Source organism: Novosphingobium lindaniclasticum LE124 (assembly GCF_000445125.1).
Taxonomy (GTDB): domain Bacteria; phylum Pseudomonadota; class Alphaproteobacteria; order Sphingomonadales; family Sphingomonadaceae; genus Novosphingobium; species Novosphingobium lindaniclasticum.
Genome location: NZ_ATHL01000076.1, coordinates 54472 through 69544, shown reverse-complemented (window position 1 = coordinate 69544; position 15073 = coordinate 54472). Strand labels below are relative to the sequence as shown.

The 15073-nt window shown below is 65.2% G+C and carries 12 protein-coding genes; 9 read left to right on the top strand and 3 right to left on the bottom strand.

Annotation, left to right across the window (positions count from 1 at the left end; translation table 11 throughout):
- Positions 1-34 precede the first annotated feature (34 nt).
- The 9 genes from L284_RS35570 to L284_RS35525 all read left to right on the top strand — a co-directional run bounded on the left by L284_RS35570 (position 35) and on the right by L284_RS35525 (position 12383).
- Positions 35-1549: a glycoside hydrolase family 27 protein gene (locus L284_RS35570; protein WP_021234086.1), complete on the top strand. Its 1515-nt coding sequence runs from the start codon at positions 35-37 to the stop codon at positions 1547-1549.
- Positions 1550-1906: 357 nt separating this feature from the next.
- On the top strand, positions 1907-2572 hold the full coding sequence (locus tag L284_RS35560; RefSeq protein ID WP_052018391.1) for a PepSY-associated TM helix domain-containing protein: 666 nt from the start codon (positions 1907-1909) through the stop codon (positions 2570-2572).
- Between the two features lie 15 nt (positions 2573-2587).
- Positions 2588-3091 (top strand): DUF2271 domain-containing protein, encoded by a 504-nt coding sequence (locus tag L284_RS35555; RefSeq protein ID WP_021234084.1) that lies wholly within the window; start codon positions 2588-2590, stop codon positions 3089-3091.
- A 52-nt stretch (positions 3092-3143) separates the two neighbouring features.
- Positions 3144-3998 (top strand): DUF4198 domain-containing protein, encoded by an 855-nt coding sequence (locus L284_RS35550; RefSeq protein WP_021234083.1) that lies wholly within the window; start codon positions 3144-3146, stop codon positions 3996-3998.
- Positions 3999-4020: 22 nt separating this feature from the next.
- The gene (locus tag L284_RS35545) at positions 4021-5034 is read left to right on the top strand and encodes an FAD:protein FMN transferase (RefSeq protein ID WP_021234082.1); all 1014 of its coding nucleotides are present in this window, start codon (positions 4021-4023) and stop codon (positions 5032-5034) included.
- A gap of 122 nt (positions 5035-5156) precedes the next feature.
- Positions 5157-7592 carry a TonB-dependent receptor gene (locus L284_RS35540; RefSeq protein WP_021234081.1) on the top strand — a complete coding sequence of 812 codons (2436 nt, stop codon included), beginning with the start codon at positions 5157-5159 and terminating at the stop codon, positions 7590-7592.
- Between the two features lie 104 nt (positions 7593-7696).
- Positions 7697-8377: a Fe2+-dependent dioxygenase gene (locus tag L284_RS35535; protein ID WP_021234080.1), complete on the top strand. Its 681-nt coding sequence runs from the start codon at positions 7697-7699 to the stop codon at positions 8375-8377.
- Positions 8374-9504 carry an alpha-hydroxy acid oxidase gene (locus L284_RS35530; RefSeq protein ID WP_040713267.1) on the top strand — a complete coding sequence of 377 codons (1131 nt, stop codon included), beginning with the start codon at positions 8374-8376 and terminating at the stop codon, positions 9502-9504. The genes L284_RS35535 and L284_RS35530 overlap by 4 nt, the downstream gene beginning before the upstream one ends.
- A 182-nt stretch (positions 9505-9686) precedes the next feature.
- Positions 9687-12383: a TonB-dependent receptor plug domain-containing protein gene (locus L284_RS35525; RefSeq protein ID WP_152524660.1), complete on the top strand. Its 2697-nt coding sequence runs from the start codon at positions 9687-9689 to the stop codon at positions 12381-12383.
- A 143-nt stretch (positions 12384-12526) separates the two neighbouring features.
- On the opposite strand, the gene L284_RS35520 is transcribed toward L284_RS35525, so the two are convergent.
- The 3 genes from L284_RS35520 to rpoZ all read right to left on the bottom strand — a co-directional run bounded on the left by L284_RS35520 (position 12527) and on the right by rpoZ (position 15017).
- Complete coding sequence (locus L284_RS35520; protein WP_021234077.1) at positions 12527-13573, bottom strand: DUF3667 domain-containing protein; 1047 nt, start codon at positions 13571-13573, stop codon at positions 12527-12529.
- An 85-nt stretch (positions 13574-13658) separates the two neighbouring features.
- Positions 13659-14384 (bottom strand): ParA family protein, encoded by a 726-nt coding sequence (locus L284_RS35515; protein WP_031342126.1) that lies wholly within the window; start codon positions 14382-14384, stop codon positions 13659-13661.
- A gap of 288 nt (positions 14385-14672) precedes the next feature.
- Positions 14673-15017, bottom strand: coding sequence for a DNA-directed RNA polymerase subunit omega (gene rpoZ, locus L284_RS35510; RefSeq protein ID WP_021234075.1), 345 nt, complete (start codon positions 15015-15017; stop codon positions 14673-14675).
- Positions 15018-15073: the final 56 nt, after the last annotated feature.

The window sequence follows — 15073 nt, the reverse complement described above, 5'->3', positions numbered from 1 at the left end:
TCAACTGTCCCTTTCAAGATCCAAGGAGATCGCGATGAAACGCGCCTTCGTTCTGGCGGCCGCCCTGCTCGGCACCGCCCTTTCGCCCGCTGCTCCCGCCCTTGCCAAGACCGCCTACGACGGCGTCTGGCTGTTCGACGACGCCCCGCCCAATCCCGGCGTGACGATGGTCGAAGTCACGTCCAAGGGCAGCAAGATCGCCGGCACGGTCACGACCCAGTGGTACGGCCCGATCGAGATGATCAACCCACGCGTCGAAAACGGCGAACTGAAGTTCGAGGCCCGCAACCTCAACGACAAGGAACACCTGACCCGCCCCTGGAGCGTTGCGCTGGAAGGCGGCCAAGCCCATCTCAAGGGCCGGATCTGGGAATCCAAGATCGACAGCAAGGGCTACAGGGGCTCCGCGAAGGACGCCAAGGCGCGCGCCTTCCAGTTCTCGACCCTGGCGCCGCTCGGCGCGCCGATCCCGAGGAAGATCGCCGCAACGCCCCCCATGGGCTGGAGCAGCTGGAACAAGTTTGCCGAGCATATCGACGACAAGACCATCCGGGCCCAGGCCGATGCCATGGTCTCAACTGGCCTGCGCGATGCCGGCTATCTCTACATCAACATCGACGATGGCTGGCAGGGCAAGCGCGACGCCCAGGGCGTGCTCCAGCCCAACGCGAAGTTTCCGGACATGAAGGCCCTGACGGACTACGTCCATTCCAAGGGACTGAAGATCGGTATCTATTCCTCGCAAGGCCCGCGCACTTGCGCCGGATACGAGGGCAGCTACGGCCATGTCGCGCAGGACGCGAAGACCTACGCCGCCTGGGGTTTCGATTACCTCAAGTACGATCTCTGCTCGGGCGAATGGTTCTATGCCGACGCCGATACCGTCAAGCGCAGCTACTACGAGATGGGCGCCGCGCTCCAGGCGACCGGACGTGAGTTCATCTTCTCGCTTTGCGAATACGGCCGCTTCGACGTGGGCAGCTGGGGCCGTGACGTCGGCGGCCAACTTTGGCGCACGACGGGCGACATCACCGACGATTATCCGACCATGGCCAAGATCGGCTTCGACAAGAACGGCAATCCCGACTGGGCCGGGCCGCATGGCTGGAACGACCCCGACATGCTGGAAGTCGGCAACGGCGGCATGAGCGCGGACGAGTACAAAACTCACATGACGCTCTGGGCCATGTCCGCGGCGCCGCTGATGATGGGACACGACTTGCGCGAGACCAGCCCCGAGACTTTGGCGATGCTCACCAACAAGCGCGTCATCGCCGTCGACCAGGACGCCAAGGGCGTGCAAGGCAAGGCCGTGCGGAAGGTTGGGACCATGGAGGTCTGGGCCAAGCCCTTGGCCGATGGCCGCGTTGCCCTGGCCCTGTTCAATCGCGGAGACGCCGCCGCGTCGCTGGCACTGACAGCGGCGGACGCCGGGCTCTCGTCCATCTCCAAGGTCGAGGATCTCTGGACCGGCACCGCGTCCGGCAAACTGCCCGCGAGCTACAGCGTTCCGGCTCACGGCGCCGTCATGGTGTCCGTGGCGGGCTGAACCGCCTTCGGAAGGGAGCACTGAACCGGTCGTTTTCCTTCAGATTCATCGAATCCCTGCCGGTGCATCGCGTCCATCCTCGTAAGCACCGGCAGCCTGCCGCCGAATTCGGGATCTTTCTGAGTTCGGCGGCTTTCCAACCGCCAAGAAGCCGCAGGAACGATATTCCTCTTTGTTATTGCGAGGCATTCTCACTTGCGCTAAGGGGGCTCTTCCAGGGGGCCTTGACTCGATCTTGCATCGCTGCGCGCCTCGTTCCTGCCAAGGGAAATGTGCAAGTTGGGCGACGGTGGAACTCTCGATGTGCTGGATAAGGCGGAGCCGGCTCCTGGAATCGCACGCGCCGCTCCGCCTGCGCTGAAAGTCCCTGCAGAAACGACGAAGGGTGCAAAGGCGCCTGCGAAAAAGAAGAACAAGAAAGCCCGCGCTTTCTGGCTGAAGCAGCTCCACACCTGGCATTGGGTCAGTGCGGCGATCTCGCTGGCAGGCATGCTCCTTTTCGCTATCACCGGGATTACACTCAACCACGCGGCATCGATCGGGGCCGAGCCCCAAGTGGTGCAGAGCCAGGGAAAGATCGCACCCGGCCTGCTCCGCAAGCTGCCCTCCGCTGGAGATGGCAGCGCTCCGCTTCCCGGTGAAGTGGCCAGCGCCGTCGCGGAGGCAGTGCCGCTCGATCCTGCGGGCTTTCCCGCCGGCTGGTCTGCCGAGGATGAGGTCTATGTCGCCATGCCGGGTCCCGGCCGAGACGCCTGGGTCAGCATCGATCGCTCCAACGGCAACGTTTCCGCCGAAGTGACCAGACGCGGCGCGGTATCCTACCTGAACGACCTGCACAAAGGCCGCAATACCGGTTCCGTGTGGTTCTGGTTCATCGATCTTTTCGCAGCGGCCTGCGTGATCTTCACGTTGACCGGCCTGTTCCTGCTCCAGCTTCACGCCAGGCATCGGCCCTCCACCTGGCCGCTCGTCGGCCTAAGTGTGCTGATCCCTATGGCGATCGCCCTTATATTCATCCACTGAGACAAGAAGGCACCGATGACGACATCGAAGGTACTGCCCGCGCTTCCGCTTCTGGCCCCGGCGCTCGTTGCCGGAACCCTTGCCACTCCCGCGGCGGCTGCCACGGTCAGCGTGACGATCCCCCGTATCAACGTCGCGGAATATCATCGCCCTTATGTCGTCGGCTGGCTCGAACCCGTCGCGGGCGGCGCCGCACGCACCGTCTTCGTGTGGTACGACGTCAAGAAGGCCGGGCGCGAGCCGGGGACCAAATGGCTGGCGGATCTTCGCACCTGGTGGCGCAAGGGGGGGCGCTCGATGCAGCTTCCGGCAGACGGATTGAGCGGCGCCACCCGCGCTCCCGGCACCTATCAGATCCCCCTGCCCGCCAACCTCGCACCGGGGCAGTACGTCCTCAAGGTGGAAGCCGCGCGTGAGACGGGGGGGCGCGAACTCGTTTCGCTTCCCCTTACCGTTCCAGTCAAGAAGGGCGGCTCCGCAGCCGGAACCACCGAACTCGGCGCCATAACGATCCGTTGAGCCGAACGGGACGCTTTTCGGTCCCCTGGACATCGAACTTCAAGGACATGCCATGCGCTACAGCCCCATTCTGATCGCTTCCGCAGCCGCCGTCGCTGCTTTCGCCTCGCCTGCCTCCGCCCACCGCCAGTGGCTGCTGCCTTCCACCACCACGCTGGCCGGGACGAGTGAGTACGTGACGGTAGACGCGGCCGTCTCGAACGACCTCTTCTACCCAGACCACTTCCCGATGAACCCCGAGCAGGTGACCGTCTGGACCCCGGATGGCACCGTGGGCAAGCTGGAAAACCCCGCCACCGGTCGTTATCGCTCCACCTTCGACGTGAAGATCGACAAGGCCGGAACCTGGAAGATCGGCACGCAGCGCTCGGCCGTCATGGGCAGCTTCAAGGTCGGCGGCGAGGAATGGCGCGTCGGCGGTCGCGGCCGTCCTGTGCCTGCCGGCGCGGCCGGCGCGCCGCCGCGCAGCATCGCGACGGTGGCCGAAATCCCGGCCGATGCGACTGACGTGAAGCTCACCGAAATCCAGTCCGGCAATTACATCTACGTCACGGCCGACGCTCCCACCAAGACGGTCTTCACGCCCACCGGCAAGGGTCTCGAGATCGACCCGATCACCCACCCGGACGAACTCGTGTCCAACGAAGAAGGCCGGTTCCGCTTCCTGATTGACGGCAAGCCTGCAGGCGGCGTCAAGGTGACGGTCGTGCCGGGCAGCAAGAAGTTCCGCGAAGCGGAGCAGGCGCAGGAACTCACGACCGACGCGGACGGTGTTCTCAGCGTCAGGTGGCCGGTGCCAGGCATGTACTGGATCAACGCCAGCGCCTCCGACAACAAGCCGAGCGAGAAGCGCGCCAGTGAACGCCGCATGAGCTACACGGCCACGGTGGAAGTCGTCGCGCCCTGACCTTCCGGCTTTTTCCCGGCCCATGGCCGCGCCTTTCGCCATGACGCCGCGCTTGGCCGTTCCCTTGCAACTCGACGCGGAGTGTTTTGCCGATTGGCGGCAGGACGCTCCGGTCATCGAACTCGGCGGCGAGACGATGGGCACGACCTGGCGTCTGCGCCTCGCAGCGCCGAAGGAATTCGATCGTGCCGCGACGGCCCAGGCCATCGCGGCACGTCTCTATGACATCGTCGCGCAGATGAGCCACTGGCGCGCGGATTCGGTACTTGGCCGGTTCAATGCTTCCGCTCCCGGTGAATGGACCGCGCTACCCCCCGATTTCGCCGGTGTCATGACCGCCGCTCTCGCCATCGCCGAAGTGAGCGACGGCGCTTTCGACCCCGCCGTGGGCGTGCTGGTGAACGCCTGGGGCCATGGCCCTGTCGCCGTGCAGGAACCGCCCACGCCCGCGCAAGTGGAGCGCGCCCGGCAGCGCTCGGGCTTTCGCAAGCTTCGGTTCGATCTCGAACGGCAGTGCCTGCGACAACCCGGCGGCCTGCACCTGGACCTGTCGGGGATCGCCAAGGGCTTCGCCGTCGACGCCGTGGCGGCGCTCCTTCGCGGACGCGGCTGCAACCACTTCCTCCTGGAGATCGGCGGCGAACTGGTCGGCGCCGGCCTGCGACCGGACGGCGATCCCTGGTGGGTCGATCTGGAAACGCCGACGACGGCCGTGGCGCCGCTCCGCCTGGCTCTTCATCAACTCGCCGTCGCCACGTCCGGCGATTATGTTCGCGGTCGGCACACTATCGATCCCCGTAGCGGCCTGCCCGTCGCACACGCCATGGCGGTCAGCGTGGTTCATCGCTCGGCCATGCTCGCGGATGCCTGGGCCACGGCGCTGAGCGTCGAACAGCCCGGTGCCATGCGCGGCTTGGCAGTGCGAGAGAACCTGGCCGTGCGCGCCCTGATGCGCACGGGAAGCGGTTCAAGAGAATGGATCAGCCCCGCTCTCCAAACTCTCATAGTCGACCAAGACGAACGCGCTGCCTTTTGAACCGGCACCACCGCGAGAGCGATTTCCTGATAATCTCGATACAATTGTAACAATCCTGTTGCGAATGCGAATGACTCTCATTATCGGATCAGCGACGGAACAATCCGATCATGAGGGGAATCATGTCTTTCAAGCCTTCGTCAGCGGCTGCTCGCCGCACTTTCCTCGCGCTATCCTGCATCGCGCCCGCGCTCGCTCCGGCCGCACATGCCCAGCAAGCTGACGGCCAGCGCGTGCTCGGCGGCGTCACTGTCAGCGACACCGCGATCGACGAACAACCCGGCCGCGTGCTGGAATCGCCCAAGCGCACGCGCCCGGTTCGCGATACGCCGCAGACGATCACGGTGCTCTCCGGCGAAGTCATCGAGCAGCAGAACCTGCTGACCTTGCGCGACGTGCTCTCGACCGTTCCCGGCATCACGTTCGGCGCGGGCGAAGGCGGAACCGGCCCGGGCGACAACATCACGTTCCGTGGCTACAGCGCCTCGAACGATATCACCGTGGACGGCGTGCGCGACAGCGCCCAGATCACCCGAACCGACTCCTACAACCTCGAGCAGATCGAAGTCACCAACGGGGCGAACTCGGTCATCTCCGGCGCAGGCTCAACGGGCGGCAACATCAACATCGTCACCAAGCGTCCAAAGGCTGACGACGCCTATCTGGCGACGGCCGGGATCGGCACCGACAACTATTATCGCGCCACCGTGGACCTGAACAAGCGTGTGAACGATCTCGTCGCGTTCCGGCTCAATGCGATGTGGCACCGCAACGACGTGCCGGGCCGCGATGTCGAGGATTACCGCCGCTGGGGCATCGCGCCGTCTGTCACCATCGGCATCGACAGCCCGACCAGCCTGACGCTTCAGTACAACCATCAGGAAGACAACAACATCCCGCAATACGGCGTACCGTATTACAGCGGGAACAGCGTACAAGGCGTGGATCGCAGCGATTACTTCGGCTATCGCAACTTCGACAAGCAGCGCATCAATGTCGACCAACTCACTGCAATCTTCGAGCATGCGTTCAGCGACAGCGTCTCGATCCGCAACCTCTCGCGCTGGCAGGACTCGCGCCAGTTGACGCAGGTCAGCCCCCCGCAGGGCACCTACTGCCTGGACAACGGCCGCACCCCCACCGGCGCGGCCTGCACCGTCAACGTCGGCACGACCGCCGCTCCCAACAACGTGCTGCTGCCCGCAGGCTACTACCTGATCGGCGGACCGCGCGGCAACACCCGCGACACCCGCAACCAGCTGATGTTCAACCAGCTGGACCTCAAGGCCGTGTTCAACACCGGCGCGATCGAGCACACGATCGACCTCGGCGGCGCCGTGACCTGGGAGAAGTACGACCTCGACACCGGCAACTCGCTGCGCAATGCCGATGGTTCGGTGGTCTACTCGCGTTATCCGCTGGTCAATATCGCGAACCCGAACGATGTCATTGCCGGCCCGGCCAGCCCCTACTTCACCTATGGCAACAACGTCTACGTCGGCGCCGTGAACTTCATCCCCGGCAGCCACACCATCGGCGAGCAGACCAACGTCGCCGGCTATCTGTTCGACACCATGAAGCTTGGGAAGTTCGAACTGAGCGCCGGGGCCCGCCTCGAACGCAACGTCGGCACGAACCGCACCGACACGATCTGCACCACCGTCGGCGGCTGCACCGTGGCGGGAACCGCCATTCCGCTCGGCCGCGTTTCTGCCGCAGGCGCCAAGGCTCGCAATGCCGACACGCTGTTCTCGTACCGCGTGGGCCTGAACTACAAGCCGGTGGAAGCCGTCAGCATCTATGCGGCTTACGGCAACTCGCGCACGCCGTCCAAGAACTCGGTCAACGGCTCCTGCACGGCCGATACTCCGGGCGTCGTCAACACGACCTGTAACATCAACCCGGAATCGGCCAAGAACTACGAGATCGGCGTCAAGGGCGAACTGTTCGACGGCGGCCTGCTGCTGACGGCGTCCGCGTTCCGCAACGAGCGGGACAAGTACGCGGTCGTCTCCGGCGATCCCACCGTTCCCAACCAGCAGCTCGACGGCAAGTCGCGCGTCGACGGCATCGCCCTCGGGGCATCCGGCGCCATCACTTCGGCCTGGAGCATCACGGCGAACTACACCTACCTCAAGGCCAAGCTGCTCCAGTCGGTCTCGGACAACTGCCTTGCCAATCCCGGCACCGGCACTTGCACCAACACTCCGGCCAACCCCAATCCCGGTGCCGGGCAGTTCCTGCCGCAGACCCCTAAGCACTCGGGCAGCCTGTTCACGACCTATCGCCTGCCGTTCGGTCTGACCGTGGGCTACGGCCTGACGTATCAGGACGGCTTCCTGCTTGCCGCCGCGACGCCCGCCGCCGCAGCGGTCAAGTCGAACGACTTCCTCATCCACCAGGGCTACCTGGCCTATGAGTTCTCGCCCAACTTCTCGGCGCAGCTCAACGTGAAGAACATCGGCGACAAGACCTACTACACCCGCATCCGCAACAATGGCTGGGCTACCCCGGGCGATGCCCGCTCGGCAGTCCTCACCCTCACGGCGAAGATGTAAGCCGAGACCAGGTCCCAACGGCCGGCGGGCGCTCTCGCGAGCGTCCGCCGGTTCTGCTGTTTAACCGCATTGCCACAAGCCCGGTCCTCGGCAAGAAGATCCCCATGGTCATCGAGATTCCAGAGCTGTTCTCCGCAGACGAAGTGCGTTCCTTCCGGCAGGCGCTGGAACAGGCCGATTGGGCCGATGGGCGCGCCACCGCCGGCCATCGCGCCGCACAGGTCAAGGAGAACGAGCAGCTTGCGCTCGATCATCCGCTCGCCCGGCAACTGGCCGACCGCGTGCTCGCCCGCCTCATGCAGACGCCGCTGTTCATCGCCGCCGCCCTCCCCAGCCGTGTCCTACAGCCCCGTTTCAGCCGCTACGACGGGCGCGGTCACTACGGCAACCATGTCGACAACGCGATCTTCCCGATACCCGGCACCGGCGAGCACTTGCGCAGCGACGTTTCCAGCACCCTGTTCCTCAGCGACCCCGACGAATACGACGGCGGCGAACTGATGATCGAGGACATGTTCGGCACCCACGCCGTCAAGCTGCCGGCCGGCCATCTGATCGTCTATCCGGGTAGCAGCCTGCACCGCGTGGCCCCTGTTACGCGCGGCACCCGCTTCGCTTCGTTCTTCTGGACCCAGAGCTTCGTTGCCGCCCCCGAGCGGCGGCGGCTGCTGCTCGAACTCGACGGCGCGATCCAGTCGGTCGCCAGCGACCATCCTGAACATGGTTCCATCGACACGCTCACCCAGGTCTACCACAATCTGCTGCGACAATGGTCCTCGACGTGAATGAGACTTCCGAGCCGCTGCCGGCGCTGGCGCAAATCCCGCCGGACTTGCGCAGCCTTGCCGACTACGAGCGCCACGCTCCGGCCCATTTCACCGCCGAGGCGTGGCGTCATGTCCAGGAGGGTTCGGGCGAAGGCCTGACGCTCCGCGCCAACCGTTCGGCATTCGCGGCCTACGGCTTTCGTCCCCGCGCCCTGGCGGACCTGCGCGGCGGCGGCACCGCGATCGACCTTTTCGGCCGCAGCCATGCGGCGCCGCTGATGCTCGGCCCGGTGGCCTATCAGCGCCTGGCCCATCCCGACGGCGAACATGCCGTCGTCCGCGCGGCGACGGCCCTGGATACCGGCATGGTCGTGAGCACGCTTTCCAGCGTGCCGCTTGAGGAGATCGCCGGTACGGCCCGCGCGTTCGCGCGGGAACTCGGCAAGGACACGCCGCCCTTGTGGTTCCAGCTCTATCTCCAGCCCCAGCGAGAGCACAGCCTCGAACTCGTGCGGCGTGCCGAAGCGGCAGGCTACGAGGCCATCGTCCTGACCATCGATGCGGCCATCAAGCCTGCCGGCATGACGCTGCCGGAAGGCGTATCGGCGGTGAATCTCGCCGGAATGCCGATCCCGAGGCAGACGGCGAAGCCCGGCGGCCGGATCGTGCTCGGCACCCCGCTGGCCGAGGCGGCGCCGCGCTGGGAAGATCTCGCGTGGCTTGCCGAAGCAACGCGGCTGCCGATCCTGGTCAAAGGCATGGTGCTGGGCGAAGATGCTCGCCGGGTCGCCGACATGGGCGCGGCAGGGATCGTCCTTTCGAACCACGGTGGCCGCGTTCTGGATGGGCTGCCGAGCGTACTGAACGTGATCGAGGACGTGGCCGAAGCATCGCAAGGCTTGCCGCTGCTGGTGGATGGAGGCTTCCGGTGCGGCACGGATATCGTCAAGGCGCTTGCACTGGGCGCCCACTCGGTGCTGATCGGACGGCCGCAGATGCATGCGCTCGCCGTCGCCGGAATGCCGGGCGTCGCCCATGCCATCCATCTGCTGCGCACCGAACTCGAACTCGCCATGGCACAGCTGGGATGCCCGACGGTGGGCGATCTCACGCGCGAGCGACTGATCGACCTGCCTCGCATGTAAGCGCTAGGCAAGGCGCAGCGCTCATCTCGGGTAAATCTCTGAAAAGGCATCCCGCGTTCGTGGTCACGTTGGGGCCCCACGCGGAACGGTGCAAGACTGTCACCAATTAATACAAATTGAGACGCCCAAAAGGGTGCGGAATTTGTCATGGCAGCAACAAAACAAGATGAGGGAATTACAAAGTGGTGCGATCACGTTGCGGCGTCCTGACATCGGCTGCTCTGGCGGCCTGGCCTTTGGCCTCTGCCCAGGCCCAGTCCGTTTCAGCCCCGCCCACCAACGCCGGTAGTGCACCAGCGGCCATGGAGGAGGGCGGAGAGGAATTCGAAATCGTCGTCGCCGGCCAGAAGCCGCGCGGCTCGGTCGTCGGTGACATCGCTCCCGAAGTGACTTTCGATTCCGGCGATGTGCGCGCGCTCGGCGTCTCCAGCGTTACGGATCTTCTGGCGGAACTCGCTCCGCAGACGGAGAGTGCAGGCGGAGGAGCGCCGGTGGTCCTGCTGGAAGGGCGCCGCATCGCCAGTTTCCGCGAAGTCGGCACCATTCCCACCGAGGCGATCCAGCGGGTCGAGATCCTTCCCGAAGAAGTCGCGCTCAAATATGGTTATGCGGCAACGCAGAAGGTCGTCAACATCGTCCTGCGCCAGCGCTTCCGCGCTTTTACCGCCGAGGGCGGCGGAAAACTGGGCACCAGAGGCGACGGCCTGGGCGTCAACACCAAGGGCGACTTCCTGGCGATCCGCCGAGGCGAACGCGTCAACATCGACGCCAACTATTCGCACGGAAGCCCGATCACCGAAGCGCAGCGCGGCCTTGCGACAAGCGGCGGCGACGGCAGCAACCGAACGCTTGCGCCCGAAAGCGAAGCGTTCACGCTTACCGGAACCTGGGCCAAGCCGCTGTCCCACGTCTGGATCGCCACGATCAACGGCGAAGCGACGACCACCGACACCCGCGCCCTGCGCGGTACGGCCCTGCCCTATGTCACCATCCCCGGCGGCAGCCCCTTTGCCGCGGGCGCTACGGACGAACGTTTCCTGCCCGAGGTCGATGGTCTGTCGCCGCTTCGCAACAGCAACAGCACGCAGACCGGACATCTCGGCCTGACCCTGAACGGAACCACGCAGAAGTGGCAGTGGAGCTTCAGCGGCAACTACGACCGGACCGACACGCGTTCGATCCAGCAGCGGCCGCTGAACCTTGCCGACTATGCCGCCGCCGTCGCCGCGGGCGACCCGCTCGCCGATCCGTCGCTGCCGATCTCTGGCCAGTTCCTCGACTTCCCGGCAGTCAACCAGACCCGCAATTCCACCGATAGCGCGGAACTGAACTTCGTCGCCACCACTTCGCCGCTGCAACTCCCGGCGGGCGCGGTGAACACGACCGTCAAGCTCAGCGGCAACCTCGACAGGTCGGAAGGTACGGTCACGCGGCTCGGCCTGTCGCAGCCCACCAGCGTCGGTCGCGACCAGGGCGAGGCATCCGTCAGTATCGACATTCCGCTCAGCAGCCGCGCCGTGCCGCTGTTCCCGGGCGCGGGGCGGATCTCGCTCAATGCCAATGCCGCCGTGCGCCAGATCAGGGATTTCGGCACACTGCGCACGCTCGGCGGCGGGCTCACCTGGAACCCCACGAGCCGGTTCAGCCTCATCGCCAGCTATCGCGACGACCAGAATGCGCCGAGCGCAGTGCAGCTCGGCGGTGCGATCCTCACCACGGCCGCCGTCGACATCTTCGATTATTCGCGCGGCCAATCCGTTCGGGTGACGGCCTTGACCGGCGGCAATCCCGATCTCAGGGCCGCCAGCATGCGCAATTTCCGCCTGGGCGGAACATTCCGGCTGAGCGATCCAAACATCACGCTCAACCTCGACTACAACCGCACCTGGCAGCGCAATCAGGTCACGGCTCTACCCGGCGCCACCCCGGCCGTGCTGGCCGCGTTCCCGGAACGGTTTTCGCGCGATGCCGATGGCGAGCTGATCGGCGTGGACCTGCGGCCGATCAACATCGCCAGTGAGGACAAGTCGCAGCTGCGCATGGGTATCACGTTCACCAAGACCCTCAAGACCCCGCAGTCGCAGATCGACGCCATGCGCGACAGTTTCCGCCGGCGCTTCCCCGGCGGCTTCCCGGGACGCCGCGACGGCGAAGGCAGCACGCCGCCTGCAGGCGATAACGAAAGCAATGCGCCCGCGCGTGATGGGGCGTCGCCGGAAAATACCCAAGGCACCCCCGCGTCTGCTCCGGGCGCCGAGGGACCTCGCGAAGGAGGCGGCAGAAGCGGCGGCTTCGGCGGGCGCGGTTTCGGACGCGGCGGTTTCGGCGGTGGAGGCGCGCGCGGCGGGCGCCTCACCTTCTCGCTCTATCACACCTGGGTCTTCTCGGACCGTGTCGTGCTGCGCGAAGGACAACCGGAAATCGATCTCCTCGATGGCGGCACCATCGGCGCGAGCAGCGGCGGCACGCCGCGTCACAAGCTGGAACTGCAGAGCGGTTATTCCCAAGGCGGACTTGGCCTTCGCCTCACCGGCAGCTGGCAAAGCGGCACCACCGTGAACGGCATCGCAGGTTTCCCCACGACACAGCTGCGCTTCGACGATTTCGCGAAGTTCGATCTCAGGCTCTTTGCCGATCTTGGCCAACAACCCAAGCTGGTGGACAAGATCCCATTCCTGCGCGGTTCGCGCCTGACGTTTTCCGTCGCGAACTTGCTCGACTCCCGCCAGCGTGTTCGGGATGGCAACGGCGCGACACCCTTCGCCTATTCGCCCTACTATCTCGATCCGGTCGGGCGCGCGTTCCAGGTTACGTTCCGCAAGCTGTTCTTCACGGCTCCGCCACCAGGGCAGCGTCCGGCCCAGGGGTTCCGGCGCTGAAAACAGGGTGATGGCGGCGTTCGGTCGCCATCACCAACCTGCTGCGGAGCGCCCCAGGCAGAACAAGGAAGTGACGCGCGTTTGATCTCGATCGCTGTCACGCTAAAGCGGACGGGCTGGGTCCGGCAGTGAGCGAAAGGCGCTCAGAGGCTGATCTGCGCCATGATCATTACGAAGAAGAGGACCAGCGCGGTCGTGGCGAACCCGGTCAGAAGCGCGGTTCGCCACAAAGCGCCGAAGACGCCAAGACCATAGGCTCCACGTAGCTGCCGGAACATGTGGATTGGCGGCAGGAAGAACAGCAGTGTCATCAAGACGCTCGCGCCGAGCCGGTCGAGCACCATGCCAAGGATGACCAGTATCGTCATGAAGCATAGAGAATAAGTGACGAATACCGTATGGTCGTAAAGGTGGAACCGGCGGCTGAAGGGAAACAGCAGCCACAGGAACGGCACCGAGATCGGGATCAAGGCCCAGCTGTATTTATACGCATAGGTCTGAAGTTTGTACGCTGCCAGCTCCGGATTTTTCCTGAACTTTCTGATCGCCTTGTCGATCTTCTCGAAGTTGCTGTACCGTGTCGCACGCGGCATGTTCTCGGCGATGGCCGAGCGGGTGTCGGTGAGCGCCTCCAGCGCGCGTTCCCGGCTGTCGATGCGGCTGTCGATCGCGCCGGTATCCGCGCGCCGGTCCTGCAAGATCTTGCGCTCGGCTTGCAGCCGCGAAAGTTCGCTGCGCGTATCGGCTACTGCCCGGTCCAAATCCGCGTTCGAAAGGGCGGGGGCTCCGGCAAGTTCGGCCCCTTCCAGCGCGTGGAACACCGCGAACATGAGGAAGACGCTGAAGAGAAACAGCGCGATCGGAGACACGTAGCGCGCGCGGCGACCATCGACATACTCGCGCGTCAGCTTGCCCGGGCGCCAGGCCAGCATCGGCAAGGTGCGCCAGATCCTGCCTTCGAAATGGAAGACCCCATGCAGCAGGTCGTGGAAGAACCCGCCGAGACTGCGATGGACGTGTGCCGCCTGCCCGCAGGCATGGCAGTGCGACCCGATAAGCGGCGTGCCGCAATTCAGGCAAGCCGTCTCATGGGTATGGCCGTCCCCGTCCAGGGTCAGACTGCCGTGCGTTGCCTGAGCAGCCAGCGCGCCTTGGCCGATTTCGCCGAGACTTTCCGTGATCCCGTTCATGCCGTTCCCCCTGATGCAGAGCGAACCTATCGCGTTGTCCGCGCGCTGAACAGATCCGACGTGAGCGGCCTGAGCCGGGCGCTTTTCAGGATCGGCGCTCGGCCAGCTTGGTTTCTATAGCGCTCCACAACCGCGCGAAGTGCTGTGCGGCCGGGCTTTGGGGGGAGTGCGCGCCGACCGGCTGCTGCAACACGGCGCATTGCTCCACCGCGCTGGCATAAGGCACCGAAGGCCAGGTCGGATTGGCTTGGCGGGCCTGCTTATGCAGGCCGCGGCGCAAGTCGAGCATGGAAAGCACCGGCAGGATCGGCGGATGGCGACGCGTGTTGCCGGCGATTTCGCGGACCACCAGATCGAAAGCGCGAGCGGAGAGTGGGGACGGCGGCAGCGGCACGATAATAAGGTCGGCGGCGCGGACGACTTGCGCGGAAAGCTCGTTCATGACTGGGGGGCAATCGAGCACGATCCGCGCATAAGTCCCGGCCAGTTCTTCGGTCAGCCGGGCAAGCCGTTTGCGCTTGCCGATCCGCACGAACTGCGCATCCAGAGCGCGGATGCTTTCGTCGGCGGGAAGAACGTCGATCCCCTGCCAAGCCGTGCGCTGGATCAAGCGGGTGGGCGAACGATCGCGCGAGAACACTTCCTCGGCAAGCCTAGACCCTTCGGATTCGAGGCCGTAGAGAAAGCCCGACCCGCCCGCTGCGTCGAGATCCCACAAGAGCGTCGAGTGTCCGCCCTGTGCCGAACACCAGGCAAGATTGGCCGCGAAGGTCGTCTTGCCGACGCCGCCCTTGACGCTGTAGATCGCAATCGTCGCGCCTTCCGCGGGTCTTGCAGCGGAAACTTCGGCGGCGTCAGAGCGCCGCGCTTTTCCACCTGCGGACAGGCCCGCGATGCGGGGTAACTTGTTCTTCTTTCCTACCACGTCCAGATCGTCGCCGCGCCGCAGCGATCCGTCAACCGGCAACTCCACAAATCATGCGAGAAGGCTGAAACGGGCTCGGCCCGCAGTCTCCACCGAAGCCTTGCAGGCAAGTCGAGGGAGAACGCGGGCCGATGCCGCAAACCGGAAATGATGAGGCGGAATGTCCGCCCTCAATCAGCCGTCGTAGTCGCCGCCCAGCGAAGTGTTGCGGGTCGGAGCCGAGGCGGTGATGCGCAGGGCTTCGGCCGACTGGCTGAGCGAGCCGATTTCGTCCATCTCGTCGTCGTCGTCGGGCAGAACGCGCTGCATCGAGGTGACCAGCGTTTCCTTGAGGTTCGCCGGAGTCACGGTCTGCTCGGCGATTTCGCGCAGGGCGACGACCGGGTTCTTGTCACGGTCGCGTTCAAGGGTCAGCTCGGCGCCGCCCGAGATCTCGCGCGCACGCTGTGCGGCCAGCAGGACCAGATCGAAGCGGTTGGGGATCTTGTCGACACAATCTTCGACGGTAACGCGCGCCATGGGCACTCCGTATGAAATCTGGTGGATCGGTAAACGTCGCCCGATAAGCGCCCAAG

Coding starts and splice junctions, on each gene's coding strand:
- L284_RS35555 (WP_021234084.1), top strand. CDS start 2,588: ATGACGACATCGAAGGTACTGCCCGCGCTTCCGCTTCTGGCCCCGGCG.
- L284_RS35545 (WP_021234082.1), top strand. CDS start 4,021: ATGGCCGCGCCTTTCGCCATGACGCCGCGCTTGGCCGTTCCCTTGCAA.
- rpoZ (WP_021234075.1), bottom strand. CDS start 15,017: ATGGCGCGCGTTACCGTCGAAGATTGTGTCGACAAGATCCCCAACCGC.
- L284_RS35535 (WP_021234080.1), top strand. CDS start 7,697: ATGGTCATCGAGATTCCAGAGCTGTTCTCCGCAGACGAAGTGCGTTCC.
- L284_RS35540 (WP_021234081.1), top strand. CDS start 5,157: ATGTCTTTCAAGCCTTCGTCAGCGGCTGCTCGCCGCACTTTCCTCGCG.
- L284_RS35520 (WP_021234077.1), bottom strand. CDS start 13,573: ATGAACGGGATCACGGAAAGTCTCGGCGAAATCGGCCAAGGCGCGCTG.
- L284_RS35570 (WP_021234086.1), top strand. CDS start 35: ATGAAACGCGCCTTCGTTCTGGCGGCCGCCCTGCTCGGCACCGCCCTT.
- L284_RS35550 (WP_021234083.1), top strand. CDS start 3,144: ATGCGCTACAGCCCCATTCTGATCGCTTCCGCAGCCGCCGTCGCTGCT.